Below are 20,120 nucleotides of genomic sequence, written 5' to 3' on the forward strand. Positions count from 1 at the left end.
GGGTCATCGACCCGGCCTTTTGCATGGCAGAAGCCAGGCGGCGGCGAATCAGCGCACCGCGTTGCACTCGGCCACGGCGACCGCCGTCATGTTGACGATCCGGCGCGTGGTGGCCTGCGGGTTCAGGATATGCACCGGCTTGGCCGCGCCCAGCAGGATCGGGCCCACGGTCACGCCCTGCCCGCCCGTGATCTTGAGCAGGTTGAAGGCAATGTTGGCGGCGTCGAGCGTCGGCATCACCAGCAGGTTGGCGCTGCCGGCCAGCTTGGTCGACGGCAGGAAGTGGCGGCGCACGTCCTCGACCAGCGCGGCATCGCCCTGCATCTCGCCTTCGACCTCCAGGTGCGGCGCCTCGCGCGCGAGGATCTGCGCGGCCTCGCGCATCTTGCGCGCCGACGGGCGCGTCGACGAGCCGAACATCGAGTGCGACATCAGCGCCACCTTCGGCTGCAGGCCGAAGCGCGCGATCTCTTCCGCGGCCAGCTGGGTGATGGCCGCCAGCTGTTCGGCGCTGGGGTCGTCGTTGACGAAGGTGTCGGTGATGAACAGCGTGTACTTCTCCAGCATCAGCGCGTTCATCGCCGCGAACACATGCGCGCCCGGCGCCAGGCCGATCACGTCGCGCACATGCTCGAGGTGGGCCTCGAAGCGGCCCACCGTGCCGCACAGCAGCGCGTCGGCGTCGCCCATATGCATCAGCATGGTGCCGATCAGCGTGTTGGAGCGGCGCAGCGCCACCTTGGCCATGTCCGGGGTCACGCCGTCGCGGCCGCGCAGCGCGTGGTAGGCCTCGTGGTAGGCGCGGTAGCGCGGATCGTCCTCGGGGTTGATCAGCTCGAAGTCGACGCCCGGCTTCAGGCGCAGGCCGGCCTTGTCGATGCGCATCTGGATCACGTGCGGACGGCCGATCAGGATCGGACGGGCCAGGCCTTCGTCGACCACCGACTGCACCGCGCGCAGCACGCGCTCTTCCTCGCCCTCGGCATAGGCCACGCGCTTGGGCGCGGCCTTGGCGGCCGAGAACACCGGCTTCATGATCAGGCCGGTGTGGTAGACGTAGGTGGAAAGCTGCTGGCGATACGCCTCCAGGTCCTTGATCGGGCGCGTGGCCACGCCGGACTCTTCGGCCGCCTTGGCCACCGCAGGGGCGATCTTCTCGATCAGGCGCTGGTCGAACGGCGTCGGGATGATGTAGTCGGGGCCGAACTTCAGCTCGCGGCCACCGTAGGCGGCGGCCACGGCATCGTTCAGCTCGGCCTCGGCCAGCTCGGCGATGGCCTTGACGCAGGCCAGCTTCATCGCTTCCGTGATCTTGGTGGCGCCGCAATCGAGCGCGCCGCGGAAGATGTACGGGAAGCACAGCACGTTGTTGACCTGGTTCGGGTAGTCCGAACGGCCGGTGGCGATGATGCAGTCCGGACGCGCGGCCTTGGCCACTTCCGGGCGGATCTCGGGCTCGGGGTTGGCCAGCGCCAGGATGATGGGCTTGTCGGCCATGGTCTTGACCATCTCGCCGGTCAGCACGCCGGCGGTCGAGCAACCCAGGAAGACGTCGGCGCCGTTGACGATGTCGGCCAGCGTGCGCGCCGAGGTGTCCTGCGCGTAGCGGGCCTTGTTGGCTTCCATGTTGGCGTCGCGGCCGACATAGATCACGCCCTTGGAATCGACCACCGAGATGTTCTCGCGCTTCACGCCCAGGCTGACCATGGTGTCGAGGCAGGCGATCGCGGCAGCGCCGGCCCCCGACACGGCCATCTTCACCTTGGCGATGTCCTTGCCGACCACCTTCAGGCCGTTCAGCAGCGCCGCCGCCGAGATGATCGCAGTGCCATGCTGGTCGTCATGGAACACGGGAATGTTCATGCGCTCGCGCAGCTTCTGCTCGATGTAGAAGCATTCCGGCGCCTTGATGTCTTCAAGATTGACGCCGCCGAGCGTGGGTTCCAGCGCGGCGACGATCTCGACGATCTGGTCGGGGTCGCGCGCGTCGAGCTCGATGTCGAACACGTCGATGCCGGCGAACTTCTTGAACAGGCAGCCCTTGCCCTCCATCACCGGCTTGCCGGCCAGCGGGCCGATGTCGCCCAGGCCCAGCACGGCGGTGCCGTTGGTGACCACGGCCACCAGGTTGGCGCGCGAGGTGTACTCGGCGGCGGTGGCGGGATCCTTGGCGATCTCCTCGCAGGCGTACGCTACGCCGGGCGAATAGGCCAGCGACAGGTCGCGCTGGTTGGACAGCGCCTTGGTCGCGGTGACCTGGATCTTGCCCTTGGTCGGGCTGCGGTGGTATTCCAGCGCGGCGAGGCGCAGCTGCGCTTCAGGACTGTTCGGGGCATGTTGCGGTGCATCACCGCCGTTCTTGCTGCTCATTGGCTCGTCCGGAAAATGGCCCGGACCGGAAGCGCCCCTCTCCCGCCATGGTTCGACCCGGCTCAAGCGACAAGCCGGCAGCGAAGGACAAGCTCTGGCAGCGAAACTGACGACTCCGGCAGCCAGGCCGGAAAAATCGAGCAGGTATTCTAGCCCACGCGCCCGCGCAAAGTACCACCGCGGCGCCGCTGCAGGCCGCATTTGGGCGGAATCTTCCCGTTAAACAGCTTTTACCATTGGGTATGCAATGCTGGTGCAGAAGCATGCTCCTGCATGCATCCGCACGCATTGCGTCGACCGGCCAGCGCGGCGGGGTTGCGGGCCGCCTACTTGGCTTGCTTTTCCACCTCCAGCGTCACCCGGCGCGGACGGCCGCTGTCGGACGGGAAGTCAGTGAAGGCGCTGCGGATCAGGTACGGCATCATCGCCGGCAGGCTGCCGTTCTCGGTCTGGTTCTGCGCGGTGACCTGCCAGACCCGCTTGCCGCTGGCCGCGTCCTTGAAATACACCCGCAGGCTCGAGAACGTCACCGGCACGTCGCGCACCACCGTCTGCGGCGGCCAGTAGCCCGGGCCCCACGGGCCCCATGGCCCCCAGGGGCCCCACGGCCGGTAGTAGCCAGGCCCCCAGTAAGGTCCCCAGGGGCCGTACCACGGGTCCGGGTAGACCGTCTCGGCCACGCGCACCAGCCCCGGCGCGGAGTCATAGTCCATGCTGACGAGATAGCGTGCCTGCCGCGCCGGCACCTGCTCGAAGCCGACGCCCGCCAGCGCCGCCGCCAGCCACTGTTCATAGGTCTGCCGGTCGAGCTGGGCCGCCTGCTCGGCGCTGCGCTCGAAGCTGTAGGTGCGCGGCGCGTCGTTTTGCCAGCCGGGCTGGCGGAACGCCGTGACATCGGTGGTCACGGTGCTGGCGCACCCCGTCAGCAGCAGTCCCGCCAGCAGCGCCAGCGCGCCCCATATCCTGCGCAGCCCCGGCCACCGGCCCGCTGCCCCGTCATTGCCGACACCGCCTGCGCGCTGCCACATAGTGCTACCTCGCTCTTCTGTCTACTGAAACCCTGCGTGTCTCTGAGACCACGCCGAGGGCGCGGAATTCCCCGCGGCGGCTTGGTGCGGCGCCCGCCAGACCGCGCCCCGACCCCTTGGCTACAATGAGGACTTCAGCGCCATGCCTTGCTTGCAAGCAGCTGGCCGCCCCTTTTGCCAACGGTCTTCCGAAGACAGGATCCCTCCATGCTGCGCACCGACACGCCCGTTACCGTCTATCGCAAGGACTATACCCCGCCCCCGTTCGCCATCGACCATGCCGCGCTGGTGCTGGAACTCGATCCCCGGCGCACCGTGGTCACCAGCACGCTGCGCTTCGCGCGCACGGCCGGCGCCCCCGACGCGCCGCTGGTGCTGGCCGGCGAAGAACTCGAACTGATCGGCGTCAGCCTGGACGGCAAGCCCGTGGCCAACGCCACCCAGGACGGCGGCACGCTGACGCTGCCGGGCCTGCCGGCGCAGGGCACGCTCGAAATCACCACCGCGTGCCAGCCGGCGGCCAACACCTCGCTGTCGGGCCTTTATGTGTCCAACGGCAATTTCTTCACCCAGTGCGAGGCCGAGGGCTTCCGCCGCATCACCTATTTCCTCGACCGCCCCGACGTGATGGCGACCTACCGCGTCACGCTGCGCGCCGACCGCGCCGCCTATCCGGTGCTGCTGTCCAACGGCAACCTGGTGAGCCAGCGCGAACTGCCCGACGGCCGCCACGAAGCCGTGTGGGAAGACCCGTTCCCCAAGCCGTCCTACCTGTTCGCGCTGGTCGCGGGCAAGCTGGAATGCATCGAGGAACGGATCCGGTCGGCCTCCGGCAAGGAAAAGCTGCTGCAGGTGTGGGTCGAGCCGCGCGACCTCGACAAGACCCGCCACGCAATGGATTCGCTGATCCATTCGATCCGCTGGGACGAGCGCCGCTTCGGGCTGGAGCTGGACCTCGAGCGCTTCATGATCGTCGCCGTGGGCGACTTCAACATGGGCGCGATGGAAAACAAGGGCCTGAACATCTTCAACACCAAGTATGTGCTGGCCAACGCGCAGACCGCGACCGATACCGACTTCGCCAATATCGAGGCGGTGGTCGGCCACGAGTACTTCCACAACTGGACCGGCAACCGCGTGACCTGCCGCGACTGGTTCCAGCTGTCGCTGAAGGAAGGCCTGACGGTATTCCGCGACCAGGAGTTCTCGGCCGACATGATGGGCTCGGAATCGGGCCGCGCGGTCAAGCGCATCGAAGACGTGCGCGTGCTGCGCCAGGTGCAGTTCCCCGAGGACGCCGGCCCGATGGCGCATCCGGTGCGGCCCGACAGCTATGAAGAGATCAACAACTTCTACACCGTCACCGTCTACGAGAAAGGCGCCGAGGTCGTGCGCATGTACCAGACCCTGCTCGGCCGCGAAGGCTTCCGCAAGGGCATGGACCTGTACTTCCAGCGCCATGACGGCCAGGCCGTGACCTGCGACGACTTCCGCGCCGCCATGGCCGATGCCAACGGCCGCGACCTGACCCAGTTCGGCCTGTGGTACAGCCAGGCCGGCACGCCGGTAGTGACCGCGCGCACCGCGTGGAACGGCGACGATGGCAGCCTGACGCTGACGCTGTCGCAGCGCTGCCCCAAGGTCGGCATCGAAACCCGCGCCGGCACGCCCGACAAGCAGCCCTTCCATATCCCGTTCGCGCTCGGCCTGCTGGGCGCCGACGGCAACGACCTGCCGCTGCAGCTCGAGGGCGAAAGCGCGCCCGCCGGCACCACGCGCGTGCTCGACTTCACGCAGGCCGAGCAGAGCTTCCGCTTCATCAATTTGCCGCGCGGCACCGAGGCGCCGTTGCCCTCGCTGCTGCGCAACTTCTCCGCGCCGGTGATCGTCGATGCCGAGTACACCGACGCGCAGCTGACCTTCCAGCTGTCGCACGACAGCGACGCCTTCAACCGCTGGGAAGCCGGCCAGCGCCTGGCCACGCGCGCGCTGCTGCAGCTGGTGGCCGACGTGCAGGCCGGGCGCGAGCTCAAGCTCGATGCCGCGCTGGTGCGCGCCATGCGCGCGGTGCTGACCGACGACACGCTCAACCCCGCCTTCCGCGAGCAGGCGCTGGTGCTGCCCGCAGAGGCCTACCTGGCCGAGCGCATGGGCGTGGCCGATCCCGCCGCCATCCACCGCGCCCGCCAGTTCATGCGCGAAGGCCTGGCGCGCGCGCTGCAGGCCGACTGGCTCGCCGCCTATGAAACCAATGCCACGCCGGGCCCGTATTCGCCCGATGCCGCCTCGGCGGCGAAGCGCGCGCTGCGCAACCTCGCGCTCGGCTACCTGGCCGACAGCGGCGACGCCGCGATGCAGGCGCTGGCCGACCAGCAATACCAGGACGCCGACAACATGACCGACCGCTTCGCCGCGCTGTCGGCACTGGTCAACAGCTTCGCCCCCGGCCGCGAGCACGCGCTGGCGGACTTCTACCAACGCTTCGAAGACGACGCGCTGGTGATCGACAAGTGGTTCTCGCTGCAAGGCATGCAGCGCGGCAGCGTCGGCCCGCAGCCGGGCGGCCCGCACGCCGGCAAGCGCACCATCGATACCGTGCGCGCGCTGATGGAGCATCCCGCCTTCAACCTGCGCAACCCCAACCGCGCGCGCTCGCTGATCTTCAGCTTCTGCTCCGGCAACCCGGCGCAGTTCCACGCCGAGGACGGCTCGGGCTACCGCTTCTGGGCCGACCAGGTGCTGGCGCTGGACGCCATCAACCCGCAGGTGGCGGCGCGCCTGGCGCGGGTGATGGACCGCTGGCAAAAGTACGAACTGGCGTTGCGCGACCGCATGCGCGCCGAGCTGGAACGCGTCGCCGCCTGCAGCACGCTGTCGCGCGACGTGCGCGAGATCGTCGGCAAGGCGCTGGCCGGCTGAGCGCGACCGGCCGACGCCCCCGATGCCCGGCCCCGGCATGGCCGGGCATGTAGAATTGCGGCCATCCAAGGAGAACCAACCATGACTCGCATCAGCCTGACCCGCTACCTGGTCGAGGAGCAGCGCAAGCACAACACCATCCAGCCCGAACTCCGGCTGCTGATCGAAGTGGTCGCGCGTGCCTGCAAGGCCATTTCCAACGCCGTCAGCAAGGGCGCCCTCGCCGGCGTGCTGGGCTCGGCCGGCACCGGCAACGTCCAGGGCGAAACCCAGCAGAAGCTGGACGTGATCGCCAACGAAGTGCTGCTCGACGCCAACGAATGGGGCGGCCACCTGGCCGCGATGGCGTCGGAAGAAATGGAATCGTTCTACGAGATTCCCAACCGCTACCCGAAGGGCGAATACCTGCTGATGTTCGACCCGCTCGACGGCTCGTCGAACATTGACGTCAACGTCTCGATCGGCACCATCTTCTCGGTGCTGCACATGCCCAAGCCCGGCCAGACCGTGACCGAGGCCGACTTCCTGCAGCCCGGCACGCACCAGGTCGCCGCCGGCTACGCCGTGTACGGCCCGCAGACCACGCTGGTGCTGACGGTCGGCAACGGTGTGCACATGTTCACGCTCGACCGCGAAGCGGGCAGCTTCGTGCTGACCCAGTCCAACGTCACGATTCCGGAAGACACCAAGGAATTCGCCATCAACATGTCGAACATGCGCCACTGGGCCCCACCGGTGCGCAAGTACATCGACGAGTGCCTGGCCGGCGACGAAGGCCCGCGCGGCAAGAACTTCAACATGCGCTGGGTCGCCTCGATGGTCGCCGACGTGCACCGCATCCTGACCCGCGGCGGCATCTTCATGTACCCGTGGGACAAGCGCGAGCCGGAAAAGCCCGGCAAGCTGCGCCTGATGTACGAAGCGAACCCGATGGCGATGCTGGTCGAGCAGGCCGGCGGCGCCGCCACCAACGGCGAGCAGCGCATCCTCGACGTGCAGCCCACCAAGCTGCACCAGCGCGTCTCGGTGATCCTGGGCTCGAAGAACGAGGTGGAGCGCGTCACGCGCTACCACCAGGAAGCGCAAGCCAAGGCCTGATTTCAGGCCCCGCCGGCGAGACACGGGGCGCGCCGCGCCCCGTTTTCCATGCCGGCGCCGGATGGGGTCGGCGACACAAAAGGGCTTCACAAGGCCGGAAAACGCTGCTACTATTGCGGGCTGTTCCAGATCGCCGGAACATGTTGCCGAAGTAGCTCAGTCGGTAGAGCAGCTCATTCGTAATGAGAAGGTCGGGGGTTCGATTCCTCTCTTCGGCACCACAAGAATTCCAAAGTTTGACCAGCATTGCCCAGAAACCCGCACAGCGTAACGCTCTGCGGGTTTTTTGTTGCCCAACGTTGCCCAAGGTTGCCCAACTACTACAGCACTTTTTCGGGGTAGCCTTCGGGGTATGAGGTATATTTTTGGGGGTATGGACTTTTCGGGGTATCAGATGCCCAAACGAATCCTTCCCCTGACTGATGCCCAATGCCGCCAGGCCAAGTACAGCGCCGACGGCGGCAACCGGCTCCGCGATGGCGGAGGCCTCTATCTGGAGGTGCTACCCAGTGGCGCCAGGAAATGGCGGATGAAGTATCAGCGGCCGGGCACGAAGTCGGAGAACCTGCTCACGTTTGGCGACTATCCGCAGATCAGCTTGGCCGCGGCCAGGGACCGACGTGCCGAAGCAAAGCGACTGCTGGCCGACAACATCGATCCCGCCCTTCAGCGCGACATAGACCGGCAAACCGCCGCTGCCGCAGCTGCAAATACCTTCGAGGCCATCGCAAACGAATGGCTTGCCATCAAACGCAAGGGATGGAGCTCCAGCCATGACAAGCGCGTCACGGCAATCCTCAACAACGACATCTTTCCGCAGATTGGCAAGCGCCCCATTGGCAGCCTGAACGGCCCCACGGTCCTCGCGGTGCTGAGACGGATCGAACAACGCGGAGCCCATCAGATTGCCATGAAGGCTCTGGAGGCTTGTGGCGGCATATGCCGGCACGCCTGCGCAATCGGCGCCTCCGATCGAGACCGTGCCGCGCCTGGAGCGGCTTGGCCTCCAGGCCATACCTGAGCTCGAAGATGGCCGAATGCCGCCATAGTGGTGCCTTCTGCCTTAACTGCTAGGCCCGCTCTGCGCGGGCCTATCCTTTTCAGCCATACCGTCCAAAGGTTGTTCACCATCGTCCTGGTATCCCGGATGACTGTCCCACCCACATTCGCGGCAAGCCTCGAAGTAGGCCCCATCAGGCTGAATCTCGATATCAAAAAAGGTACGCACGTTGCGTGACTTGCAACGTGGGCACTGCTCGACACGATCCGTGCGTTCCCGACTTAGCAAACGGGCGTAATGCTTCACGATGGCGTCAACAGCATCAACGGCGATCAGCGCCGCAGTCTTGCTCGCGTTGCGATGATGCGTCAGCCAGTTCACGAGTGGCCATGCCTTATCGGTTGCCGCCCTCAAATAGTTGCGCAGTTCATCGTTTCTTTCGCCTGGGCATAGGTGTCCAGTCAGTAACCTATTCCATGCCACGACGTCGGCGTCTTTGGGCCTATCCCCATCCACAGGCACATCGACACGGCGCCGAACGGCGGCAACAAGCGAAATGAGGCATTCACGTAGCTGCATGCCGACCGCCTGTAGGTCAACCGCTTCCACCGCCCGTTCCAACAAATCTGTGGCTTGATTCTGACGCCGAAACACTTCATCGAAGGGGGTAGGCTCCGGCTCCCCAGCGCGTTCCGAATGACTTGCTACGCGCATCATGAGGCCAACGTGAAACGACAGCGTGTAGTCCAAGCTCGGGAAGTGGCGTTGCGAATATAGATTTGTCGGGTTAGTGATTACCCACCAACGGTCTTTGTCCGTCGACACATCCCAGATCTCGTAAGGCTGGCCCATGACGTACTCGGTCTTCACGCGCTCTACATTCTGTACTGCCTCTTCGCGCGCTTGGCTCTCTACATAGTCGGCAATGTCCTTTTCTGCGTAGTAGTCGCGTTCAGGGCTGTACCGTCCCAGTTGATCCGCAGGCAGCGGATGGTCAGGTGGCAGGACACAGTCCCCTTGTGGCTTGTCGGTTGCGGCTTCTTCGCTCATTGGAATCCAGCGTTTCGCTGTTCTAGTTGCCAGTCACTCGTCGGAATCTTCCCCACCGCCAGGGCGGCGGATCAAGCAACTTTACCAGTGCCATCGGGTGGTGCGGAATCCGAAAAAACTTGTGGGTCAGTGTAGTTTGTTCGCTAACCCTATGATTTATAAGGAAATTGACACCACAGTTTCGGTCGTTTTTGCCACGATTTGCTTTTCTTTTGCCACACCGCCATTTTGGCGACCCGCCCCTTTCTTTTCCTTTTTTCCTTTTAAAATCAAAGAGAAAGAGAAAGAAGACGGAGAAAATAGCAAACGGCAAGCTGCCACGGCTTCAGGGCGCTGCCTATTTTTTGAGCCACGGAATTGGAAGGCCGCCACGCGTAATTTCGTGGTATTCCGATGGCAAGCGATCCGTTGATTTATCAGGGCCCGCGGGCGATTGGTGAGGCCTTGCCACGGTGCCAGGGCAATTTTTGCCCGTGTCCCTCCTAGATGGCATCGGAGGGCATCCGCACCAACTCAAGTGCCGAACTCCCCAGCCCTGGGCTCTTATTTGTCGGTGACCCGCTGGCTCTTTGATCGCCGGTCGGCCTAGTCGTCGCGGATAGTAAGATTCAGATTTGTCGCTATTGCCCAGGGGGCAATAGCCCCGCCATAGGTCTCTAGTAGAGCCGAGCTTTGACTAATTGGAAAAGACGCATATGCGCTTCATCTCGGATGGCCCAGCTATACCTGACGATCTCCTCACCGCGCGCGACGCTGGTCAGGTACTGTTCTTTTGCGGTGCGGGTGTGTCGATGGGGGAAGCACGATTGCCCGACTTCACCACGCTAGCGGAACGAGTGCTAGCACTACTAGGCTCATCAATGGATAGTCCAGCACGTCGGCTATTCAATGACACACGCCGGTTTGAGAAGGAAAGCGGTCTTACCGGGATGGTTGCGACAGACCGAATCTTCGGCTTGCTCGAGCGCGAGTTTGAGGCAACTGAGGTTCGGGAGGCTGTTGCAACGGCTATACAGCCCAAGCCGGGTTATGGCCTTGGTGCGCATAGGATCCTGCTCGATCTCTCCAGATCCCGTGGAGGTGCACACCGGCTTGTCACAACCAATTTCGACCGACTCTTCGAGGAATGCGAGCCGGGATTGAGTTCCTTCAATCCGCCTCATTTACCGGACCCTAACAGAGACAATGACTTCCGGGGCATCATTCATTTGCATGGGCGTGTTGACGAAAAATATCACAGAGCTTGTGATGATGAATTTGTCCTTTCGAGCGCCGACTTCGGCCATGCCTATCTTTCGGATGGCTGGGCCACACGCTATATCCAAGCCCTGTTACAACGATTCCGAATTGTGTTCGTCGGCTATTCCGCTGACGACCCACCGGTCAGGTATCTCCTTGAAGCATTAAACCGCTTCGCGCCGCCAGCGCACGCCTTGTATGCATTCCAATCTGGAGACATTAGGGAGGCGGCAGCACAATGGGCGCATAAGGGTGTAGAGCCCATTTCTTACAACAATGCCGATCGACGGCACTCCACACTCTGGGAAACATTGGCAGCGTGGGCGGAGCGAGCGCGCGATGTGGACGGTTGGCATGATCGGCTACTTGAAAAAGCCGTAGTTGGACCAGCGATGCTGGCGCCGCATCAACGCGGAATGATCAAGCATCTCGCTTCGACACACGAAGGTACAAAGCTCCTAGCCACATCCGCTACCTTGCTACCTGCGGAGTGGTTGTTTGTCCTCGATCGGCAAGCGAGGTACGGGCGTCCAGAAAAAGCCGACCCCTACGACGAAATGAGCGTTCGCTTTGATCCGTTCGATGCGTTTGGCCTGGACAGCGATACTCTCCCCGTCAATCCCGAAAACACCTTCGAAAAGCGACAAGTGCCAGCGGATGCATGGGATGCCCTGGTAGCAACAGCCACGGATCGTGAACGGCTCCCAGTTCAGGCCACCGCTCAATTCCGAAGCGGTGCGGGAATTCCGGCATTACCGCCCCGCATTTGGAACCTTGGATGTTGGCTAGCAAGAATTGTGCATCAACCTGCCGCGCTATGGTGGGCCGCCGACCAAGCCCCCCTGCACCGCGACGTGCAACAACTCATCGAAAGTTCCCTACGCCGAGAGAAGGAACGATTTCCGCCAGCCGTACGTGATGGCTGGCGGGTTCTGCTGCAAGCCTGGCAGCAGGAGCCCGCTAAGCCGAGCCATGAGAAGTACCTGATTGAGGAAAAAGGGCGCCTCTATGGTTGGACACCTGCTCTGGTGCGCGAGGCAATAGCCCTCTATCGGCCCATCTTGGAAGTGAGGCGGGCCTTCGGAGCAAAGGCGCCACTGGCTAGTCCCCATCTAGCGGTAAAAGACATCCTTTATGCCCATGTCGAATATCCGCGACCACATGAGGCAATAGAGATTCCGCCCGACATGCTCGCACAGGCGGCGGCCCTGCTTCGGCAACAGATAGAGCACGCCATTGAACTGGAACAGGAGATCGTTGGGAGTGATGACATTTACTTTGACACACTCCAAGGCGAGGATGGAGAGCCTCCGGATGAGGACAGCTATGGTTTGACCGGCCATCTGGTCATATATACAAATATGGTGACTCGGCTTGCAGTTGTAGACAGGCAAGCCGCCCGTATTGAAATTGCTCAATGGCCCCGAAGCGATTCGGTTTCCATCCGCATGCGCATATGGGCCGCGGGACGAATCGATATGTCGACGGCAGAAGAAGCATGTCAGATTTTTCAAGCGCTTGACGGCGAGACGTTCTGGAGTGATCGGCAAGAGCGAGACCTGCTCTTTGCATTGCGTGACCGCTGGGCCGAGCTGCCACCCCACTGTGTCGCCGAAGTGGAGAAGCGCCTGCTGGAGGCACGCTTCCCATGGGGTGAGCAGCGGGAAGATCGGGAAGCACTGATTGCGTACTGCCGCCTCTGCCGCCTACATTGGTTCTGGAAGCAAGGGATCAAATTCACATTCAACTATGACTCAGTATTTGCTTCGCTACGTGCTCAAGCGCCGGATTGGACAGAGGAAGCAAGCGACCACACCGCACAGCCTAACGTTCCTAAAGTGTCCTCTATTCAGACTGACACTAACGCTAGCAGCCTGGAGCATCTGCCGCTTGGCGAAATCCTTGAGAGCGCGGAGGCCATTGGCGAGAGCCAATACGATTCGCGAGTCTTAAGACAGCCATTCCGTGGTCTCGTTAAGAAGAGGCCTACGCGAGCGCTTAGCGCGCTGACCGCCTCAGGGCGCAGGGGGAAGTTTTTTCCGTGGGCATGGAGGGCGCTACTCTCTTCCGAAGGCGGGGCGGCAACGTCACCACGCATGCTTTGTGTTATTGGAGGGCGTCTAGCGCGCCTTTCGCCCATCCAAATGAGGGAGATCATCTATCCTGCGTCGAACTGGCTCCGCACCTATAGCGAGCGACTTCTTTCCGAACGGCCACAAATTTTCGAGGTAGTTTGGAGCGCAATAATTGAAGCACTAAGAGAAGGCGATGGTACAAAAAAAGGGACCGCAGCCGGAACCCGCAGATGGGTCGATGAGAGCTTGAACCGCCCGGGCGGGTATATGGCCGACGCATTGTTTAGAAGCCCTCATGTCAGTGAGCTTACGCCCGACACTGGCTTGCCTGAGTCTTTCAAATGCCGTCTTACCCAACTGATCGGATTAGCCGATGATCCGAAGCAGCACGCCCTCGTGATAATCGCATCAAATTTCAATTGGCTTTTCCGCATTGATGCGACCTGGACGGCCGAGACACTGCTACCGATGGCGAAGAGCGCAGTCGATGACACAAGCGCATTCTGGGCTGGCTATTTATGGGCGGCCCAGACGCCCCAGCCGGCGCTATATCCTCTCCTCAAGCCTATGCTCATCGATCTTTGTTGCCGGGACACGTTGCGGCGTGAGCACGCGCGCGTCCTCGGAGGTATGCACCTCATCGTTTGGGCAAACGATCTATACGCCTCTGAGTTAGGACCGTTCTTGCCAGACGTCGAGCTTCGCGAACTTCTCATCCATGCTGGGAATGACTTCTGCGCTTCAGTCCTACAACAACTCCGACGCTGGGTTAGCCCGGCTGAATCTCATCTCAGGGAACGCCTGATCTCATTCCTCACTGAGGTCTGGCCGCGTCAACGATCACTACGCAATCCCGAAATGTCCGCGCGGCTTGCGGACCTAGCGTTCGAGGTTCCTCAGCTCTTTTCGGACATCGTGAAAGTGATATTACCAAGGCTCGTCCCAGTGAACGGAGAGTCACTTCGCATTTCCTATGCCGACTTGGACCCATGCATAGTGGCGGAGCATCCCGACGCGCTATTGGATTTGCTTTGTGCCATCCTGAGCGCGGACGCTGCCTCTTGGCCATACAAGGCCGGGAATGTCTTGAAGCTATTGGGCGAGCACGCAGCGGTTCGCGATGACCCACGACTAGCCGACCTGCGTCGCCGGGAACTAAGGCGGTAACATGCGGCAACGTGCTTGCGCCTTTGGAATACACTCAGCTTTTTGGGGTATGCAACAGGGTAAGAAGTGCGCAATAAGCGCCGACATCCATTGCAGCAAGCGGGCTTAGACGGATTTTTCGATTCCTCTCTTCCACCAGAATTTGGCAGCAGAATTCAGGGCCCAGCCCGCGCAAACCCGGAAAGCGTCACGCTCTCCGGGTTTTTTGTTGCCTGCGGTCTTGCGATGACGGCGGTGTACAGGGGGGCAGCGGCAACGGCACCGGCTGGCGCCCCAGCCGTTGCGCCCACCAGTAGCGGAAGGGGTGATCCAGATCGGGATAGAGCACCGGCTGGCTGAAGCAGCCGGCACGCTTCATCAGGAGATAGGCGGCAAGCATGGCCGCCCAGAAAGCTAGCAGTTCCACGATCACGGCCGCCGCGGATGTCGGGGTGGCCGTTTTCATTATAGGTAGCCGCTCCGGCATGGGGTCGATGACGCACCCCGTGGATACCCTAGGCACCCGGCACCGCTCAGTACACCTCCGGCACGATCATTTCCTTCGGCACCGGCTGGCGCACATAGTCCTCATGGCGCTCGCGCCCGGGCAGCACCACCGTGGGGGTCTCCACTTCGGCATACGGCACCAGGCTCAGCAAGTGATGGATGCAGTTCAGGCGCGCGCGCTTCTTGTCGTCGGCCTGCACTACCCACCACGGCGCCTCGGCGATGTGGGTGCGCTCGAGCATGATTTCCTTGGCGCGGGTGTAGTCCTCCCAGCGGCGCTGCGATTCCAGGTCCATCGGGCTGAGCTTCCATTGCTTGAGCGGATCATGGATGCGGCTGAGGAAGCGCAGGCGCTGCTCGTCGTGCGTGATCGAGAACCAGTACTTGATTACCTGGATGCCGGAGCGCACCAGCATTTTTTCGAACTCGGGCACGGAGCGGAAGAACTCCTCGTACTGGTCGTCGGTACAGAAGCCCATCACGCGCTCGACGCCGGCGCGGTTGTACCAGCTGCGGTCGAACAGCACGATCTCGCCGGCGGCGGGCAGGTGCGCAACGTAGCGCTGGAAATACCACTGGGTGCGTTCGCGGTCGTTGGGCGCGGGCAGCGCGGCGACGCGGCAGACGCGCGGGTTCAGCCGCTGGGTGATGCGCTTGATCACGCCGCCCTTGCCAGCGGCGTCGCGTCCCTCGAACAGGATCACGACCTTGTGCCCGGTGGCGGCGACCCAGCTCTGCAGCCGCACCAGTTCGCCCTGCAGCCGGAACAGCTCGCGGAAATAGCGCCGGCGGCTATCCTGCTCGGCCTGGTCGTCGAGCTGCACAGGATCGCCGAAGGCTTCGCTGGCCTCGCGGTCGTCCAGTTCCAGTTCGATCTCTTCGTCGTAGTAGTCGGCCACCTCGTTGTGGATGCGCCGCACCAGCTCTGCTTCGCCCGGTCTCATCTGATCTGCTCTCCCTGTGGATACAACGCGGTCGCGGCGATGCTGGCATGCCTGTATTGCAGCCGCGTGAAGGCGGGGCCGGCTGCGTGCCGGCCCCGCTGGTGGCGTGTGGATCCAGAATACGCCGCTTGCGCGGGTTACGCCGCGGGGTTGATGTTGTGGTTATGGCGGAACAGGTTGTCCGGATCGTAGCGCCGCTTCACTGCCACCAGCCGCTCGTAGTTCGGCCCATAGGCCGCGCCGACGCGGTCGGTCTCCTCCTGCGTCAGGAAGTTGACGTAGACGCTGCCCAGCGCGTAGGGCGCTGCGGCGCGGAACACCTCGCGCGCCCAGCCGATGCACCGGTCGTCGTCGGCGGGGCTGTCCCAGCGTCCATGCAGGTTCATGATGAACTTGGCGTCGCGATTGGCGTAGGCGGTGGCGTCGGGCGCGACGCGGTTGGTCTGCCCGCCCATGGCGCCGATAAAGACTTCGCATTGCGGCGACGGCAGCTTGCCGATCTGCTCGATCAGCATCGCGATCAGCCCGTCGTCCAGGCCCGCGAAGTTGTGCGACTTCCAGTAATTGCGCGCGCCTGGCGTCAGCAGCGGATCGAAGGCCTGCTGCCACGCGGCCAGCGGCATCGGGCCGATGTGCTCGCCATAGGGCGTGCCAAGCCTGCGCAAGGGCTCGACCAGTTCCGGCCCTTTTTCCGGCGGGCCGATATAGCAGATCGCCAGCGCCGCTACCGGCTTGCCGTGCGCCTCGGGCGGCAGGAACGGCAGCGGCGGCGCCTGGCGCAGCACCACCCACACGGTCAGCTCGTCGGGCATCGATTCATACAGCTCGCGATAGGCCGGCAGCACGCTGGCGGCCTGTTCCAGCGGATAGACGATCAGCCCGCCGTAGACCTGCGGGCCGACCGGATGCAGCCGGAACTCGAACATCGTCACCACGCCGAAGTTGCCGCCGCCGCCGCGCAGCGCCCAGAACAGGTCGGCGTTCTCGTCGCTGCTGGCGCGCACCAGCTTGCCGTCGGCGGTAACCACCTGCGCCGACACCAGATTGTCGACGGTGGTGCCGAACTTGCGGCTGAGCCAGCCGAAACCGCCGCCCAGCGTCAGCCCGGCGACGCCGGTGGTGGAGTTGATGCCGAGCGGCGTGGCCAGGCCTTGCGCCTGCGCTTCATGGTCGAAGTCGCGCAGCGTCGCCCCGGGTTCGACCCAGGCTCGCTGCGCGTGCGGATCGACCCGCACCGAGCGCATCAGCGACAGGTCGAGCACCATGCCGCCCTCGCAGATCGCCAGTCCGCCGATGTTGTGGCCGCCACCGCGTATCGACAGCAGCACGCCGTGCTCGCGCGCGAAGTGCACTGCCGCCGCGACATCGGCAGCGCCCGCCGCCTGCACGATCCATTGCGGGTGGCGATCGATCATCGCGTTCCAGATCCGCCGTGCGTCGTCGTAGCCGCCGTCGCCCGGTTGCAGCAAGCGTCCGCGCAGTTGCGCCTTGAGTGCCTCAATATGTTCCTGCGATGGCTGGGCCATGATCTGCCTCCCGATGCTGGTTGGAAACATCGGACGGCACGCGGCGTCAGGATCAAAAAAATGGCCACGAGGACCGATGACTTCATCATTTAAGGCAGGCACCGCGGGAATGTAAATGGGGCGCTGGGCCCGGCGCATACCGCATGTCCATGGCGCAAGCCGGTCGTGGGCCGCGCCATGCGCCCTATCATGAAGGCACGGCCGGCACGGTGCCCGCGCGCCGTCCCGCCTGCGCCATGGATCCAGCCAGCCAACCTCCCCTGTTCCTGTGCGGCGATGTGATGACCGGTCGCGGCATCGACCAGATCCTGGGGCATCCCAGCCAGCCGCTGCTGCATGAGTCGTACGTGCATTCCGCGCTCGACTACGTGCGCCTGGCGGAACGCAGGGCCGGCCCGATCGCGCGCCCCGTGGCGCCCGGATATCCGTGGGGCGATGCACTGGCGGAAATGGAAAGCCGCGCCGCGCGGCCGCGCATCGTCAACCTGGAAACCGCCATCACCGCCAGCGACGATGCCTGGCCCGGCAAGGCCGTGCACTACCGCATGCATCCGCGCAATGTCGATTGCCTGCAGGCCGCCGGCATCGACTGCGCGGTGCTCGCCAACAACCATGTGCTGGACTGGGGCCGCGCGGGCCTGGCCGATACGCTGGACGCGCTCGACGGCGCGCAGATCGCGCACGCCGGCGCCGGTCCTGATGAGGCCAGCGCCGCGAGCGCCGCGGTGCTGGCGCGGCCTGGCGGCGGGCGCGTGGTGGTTCTTGCCTGCGCCATGCCGAACGCCGGCACACCGGCGGCGTGGCGCGCCAGCGCGGGGCACTCGGGCGTGAACCTGCTGGACGACTGGTCCGCGGCATCGCAGGCACGCATTGCCGCTCAGGCTCGCCAGTTGCGGCGTCCCGGCGATGTGATGGTGCTGTCGATCCACTGGGGCCCGAACTGGGGCTACCACGTCGATCCCGCGCAACGCGCCTTCGCCCGCGCGCTGGTGGAGCACGACGGCATCGACATCGTGCACGGGCATTCCTCGCATCATCCGCTCGGCATCGAGCTGCATGCCGGCAAGCCGATCCTGTACGGCTGCGGCGACTTCATCAACGATTACGAGGGCATCGGCGGCTACGACAGCTACCGCCCTGACCTGGCACTGATGGCCTTCGTCAGCTTCGACGGTGGTGGCAGCGCTGACCTGCGGCTGGTGCCCTTGCGGCGCAGCCACTTCCGGCTTGCCTATGCGCGCGAAGTCGACATGGCATGGCTACAAGCCATGTTCGAAGCACAAGGACGCGCGCTCGGCACCCGCGTGGCACGCAGCGGCCTGCACGAGCTGCGGCTGTGGGCGGCATAGCCCCTTCCATGCGAAGGCCCCGATACTTGCCAAAGCGGCCTGCAGGAAAACAGAAAGGCCAGCGCGATGGCTGGCCTTCCCGTTCATTCAAGTGCCACGTGTGTCGGTTCGGTGTAACGCTTCCACAGAGTGCTGATCCGCTTCTGCATTCATTGCCCAACGCTAGCTCGGTCGCCCATCCTGCGGCACCCCAGGACATACCTGCAGGATAGTACAAATCCCCGCGGATCAAAGAAGCGCGTTTCAGCTGACCGTGATGCGGTCGTCGAGCAGGCGGATCTGGCCGCCGGGCTTGTCTTCCATCACTTTGAGCACGCGGCTGCCCACCTGCAGCGTGACCCCGCCATGGATGCGCCGCGCGGCCTCGATCACGGCATCGGCAGCGGGCTGCATCTGCTGCCCCAGTTCGGTCAGGCGCGCTTCCAGCTCGAACAGGTCGCGCGACAGCTTGAACAGCGTCGCGCGCGCCTTCTCGCGCAGGTCGCCGACGGCGCGCTCCGGATGCCTGGCAAAAAAGTCCACCAGCTGTTTGACCTTGTTCTGCTCCTCCAGCATGCGCCGGCGCTCGGCCTCGAGCGCGGCGCGCTGCGCGTCGGCATAGGGATTGAGGCCGACCTGGATACTGGTGGCGGTGCCGGCCGGCGCGCCCAGCACCGCGGCGCGCACCACCAGCAAGGCGCGGCTGCGGCCGCCGCTGATGCTGCCCTGGGTGCCGTTGCCGCCGACCACGATGCGCTGGCCCGCGGCGACATCGCTCTGGCGGATGCCGCTGTCGACGGTGACTTCGGTGCCGGCCTCGACCACCGCATTCTCGATAAAGCGCGCCTTCACCGCGCCCTTGCAGCGCACGCTGGCGCGGCTGATGCCGCCTTCGGCATGAGCGCTCTCCGACTTGCCGATAATGCCGCCCTTGACGATGACGTTGCCACCGGCCTCGACGCTGGCGGCTTCGATGGTGCCTTCGACCACCACGTCGCCGCTGACATTGACCGACATGCCGGTGCGGATGTCGCCCGACACGCGCAGCGTGCCGTCGAACGCGACATTGCCGGAGTGCAGGTCCACCGATTCCACCTGCACCACGGGGCTGACGGAGATGCCGTAGACACCGACCACCGGCGCGCCGGCAATCACCGCGCGCAGCAGTCCGGGGTCGTCCGCATCCGCCGCCGCGCCGGTCAGGCCCTCGGCAAACGGCGGGTCGTCGACCGCATCGGCGGCAATCGGCTGGCCGAACACGTCGACCCCGGCATGGCCCGGTACCGCCGCGATGCGCCGCATCAGCGGCGTGCCGGGACTGACCAGCAGCAGGTTGCCCAGCTCGCGCAGGTCGACCTTGCCGGCATCGTCGTCGCTGTGCGCCGGCTTGCGCGGCTCGAGCAGGTTGATGAAGCGCGCCGGCTCGCCCTGCCGCGGCGCAATGCCCGCGGCGATGGTGCGCAGTTCGCAGCCGCCTTCGGCCAGCGCGGCGTCCAGCGCGAGCGATTGGATCGGCGCCACCACGCCGCGCTCCGCCACGGCGCGGCGGATCTCGTCCGCACTGACCGGCCGGCCGCCTTCCGGCGGCATCAGCGTCAGCCGCACGGCCAGGCCGTCGCCGGTGATGTCGAGCTCGAACGCGCCGTCGACCAGCGCGCCGATGGTGGCATCGATCTCATGCTCGGCGCGCTGGCATTGCGCGAGGAATTGCGCCACCGCGGGCGCATCCAGCCGCGCACCGGACCAGCCCAGGTCGGCCAGGCATTGCTGCAGGCAGGACAGATCCGGCGGCAGCCGGCCCGGCTGTGGCGTGTAGCGTGCATGCACCTGCTCACCCGGCTCGGCCAACTCCAGGCGCAGTCCCGATTCATGCGTCATGCGTCCCCTGAA

The 20,120-nt window shown here is 64.4% G+C and carries 13 protein-coding genes and 1 tRNA gene; 6 read left to right on the plus strand and 8 right to left on the minus strand.

From position 1 onward, the window contains the following. Positions 1-48: 48 nt before the first annotated feature. Positions 49-2,370, minus strand: coding sequence for an NADP-dependent malic enzyme (locus LIN44_RS13220; protein ID WP_227312456.1), 2,322 nt, complete (start codon positions 2,368-2,370; stop codon positions 49-51). A gap of 326 nt (positions 2,371-2,696) precedes the next feature. Next, positions 2,697-3,320, minus strand: a complete 624-nt coding sequence (locus LIN44_RS13225; RefSeq protein ID WP_227314400.1) for a DUF4136 domain-containing protein — start codon at positions 3,318-3,320, stop codon at positions 2,697-2,699. Positions 3,321-3,605: 285 nt separating this feature from the next. On the opposite strand from LIN44_RS13225, the gene pepN reads away from it, so the two are divergent. The 4 genes from pepN (at position 3,606) to LIN44_RS13245 (ending at position 8,436) form a co-directional block, all read left to right on the plus strand. Beyond that, positions 3,606-6,317: an aminopeptidase N gene (pepN, locus tag LIN44_RS13230; RefSeq protein WP_227312457.1), complete on the plus strand. Its 2,712-nt coding sequence runs from the start codon at positions 3,606-3,608 to the stop codon at positions 6,315-6,317. An 81-nt stretch (positions 6,318-6,398) separates the two neighbouring features. Next, the gene (locus LIN44_RS13235; protein WP_018006958.1) at positions 6,399-7,415 is read left to right on the plus strand and encodes a class 1 fructose-bisphosphatase; all 1,017 of its coding nucleotides are present in this window, start codon (positions 6,399-6,401) and stop codon (positions 7,413-7,415) included. A 145-nt stretch (positions 7,416-7,560) separates the two neighbouring features. Beyond that, positions 7,561-7,636: transfer RNA gene (locus tag LIN44_RS13240), tRNA-Thr, on the plus strand. 173 nt (positions 7,637-7,809) lie between these two features. Beyond that, on the plus strand, positions 7,810-8,436 hold the full coding sequence (locus tag LIN44_RS13245; RefSeq protein ID WP_227312458.1) for an integrase arm-type DNA-binding domain-containing protein: 627 nt from the start codon (positions 7,810-7,812) through the stop codon (positions 8,434-8,436). A 42-nt stretch (positions 8,437-8,478) separates the two neighbouring features. Here the strand turns inward: LIN44_RS13245 and LIN44_RS13250 are convergent, their stop codons facing one another. Together LIN44_RS13250 and LIN44_RS13255 are read right to left on the minus strand one after the other, a co-directional pair. After that, a complete protein-coding gene (locus tag LIN44_RS13250; RefSeq protein ID WP_227312459.1) occupies positions 8,479-9,465 on the minus strand; it encodes a hypothetical protein in 987 nt (328 codons plus the stop codon). Between the two features lie 156 nt (positions 9,466-9,621). After that, positions 9,622-9,837: a hypothetical protein gene (locus tag LIN44_RS13255; RefSeq protein ID WP_227312460.1), complete on the minus strand. Its 216-nt coding sequence runs from the start codon at positions 9,835-9,837 to the stop codon at positions 9,622-9,624. A 323-nt stretch (positions 9,838-10,160) separates the two neighbouring features. Here LIN44_RS13255 and LIN44_RS13260 point away from each other — a divergent pair, with 323 nt between their 5' ends. Next, positions 10,161-13,946, plus strand: coding sequence for an SIR2 family protein (locus LIN44_RS13260; RefSeq protein ID WP_227312461.1), 3,786 nt, complete (start codon positions 10,161-10,163; stop codon positions 13,944-13,946). Positions 13,947-14,133: 187 nt separating this feature from the next. Here LIN44_RS13260 and LIN44_RS13265 read toward each other — a convergent pair whose 3' ends face one another. From LIN44_RS13265 to LIN44_RS13275, 3 genes are all read right to left on the minus strand, one after another. Continuing rightward, positions 14,134-14,391, minus strand: a complete 258-nt coding sequence (locus LIN44_RS13265) for a hypothetical protein (protein WP_227312462.1) — start codon at positions 14,389-14,391, stop codon at positions 14,134-14,136. Positions 14,392-14,458: 67 nt separating this feature from the next. Then, positions 14,459-15,376 carry a polyphosphate kinase 2 gene (ppk2, locus tag LIN44_RS13270; RefSeq protein ID WP_227312463.1) on the minus strand — a complete coding sequence of 306 codons (918 nt, stop codon included), beginning with the start codon at positions 15,374-15,376 and terminating at the stop codon, positions 14,459-14,461. A gap of 137 nt (positions 15,377-15,513) precedes the next feature. Further along, complete coding sequence (locus LIN44_RS13275) at positions 15,514-16,902, minus strand: FAD-binding oxidoreductase (protein WP_227312464.1); 1,389 nt, start codon at positions 16,900-16,902, stop codon at positions 15,514-15,516. 236 nt (positions 16,903-17,138) lie between these two features. Here LIN44_RS13275 and LIN44_RS13280 point away from each other — a divergent pair, with 236 nt between their 5' ends. Next, positions 17,139-18,251, plus strand: a complete 1,113-nt coding sequence (locus LIN44_RS13280; protein ID WP_227312465.1) for a CapA family protein — start codon at positions 17,139-17,141, stop codon at positions 18,249-18,251. A 243-nt stretch (positions 18,252-18,494) separates the two neighbouring features. Here LIN44_RS13280 and LIN44_RS13285 read toward each other — a convergent pair whose 3' ends face one another. After that, the gene (locus tag LIN44_RS13285; protein WP_227312466.1) at positions 18,495-20,108 is read right to left on the minus strand and encodes a DUF342 domain-containing protein; all 1,614 of its coding nucleotides are present in this window, start codon (positions 20,106-20,108) and stop codon (positions 18,495-18,497) included. Positions 20,109-20,120: the final 12 nt, after the last annotated feature.

Origin of the sequence: Cupriavidus sp. MP-37 (assembly GCF_020618415.1) — a bacterium.
Taxonomy (GTDB): domain Bacteria; phylum Pseudomonadota; class Gammaproteobacteria; order Burkholderiales; family Burkholderiaceae; genus Cupriavidus.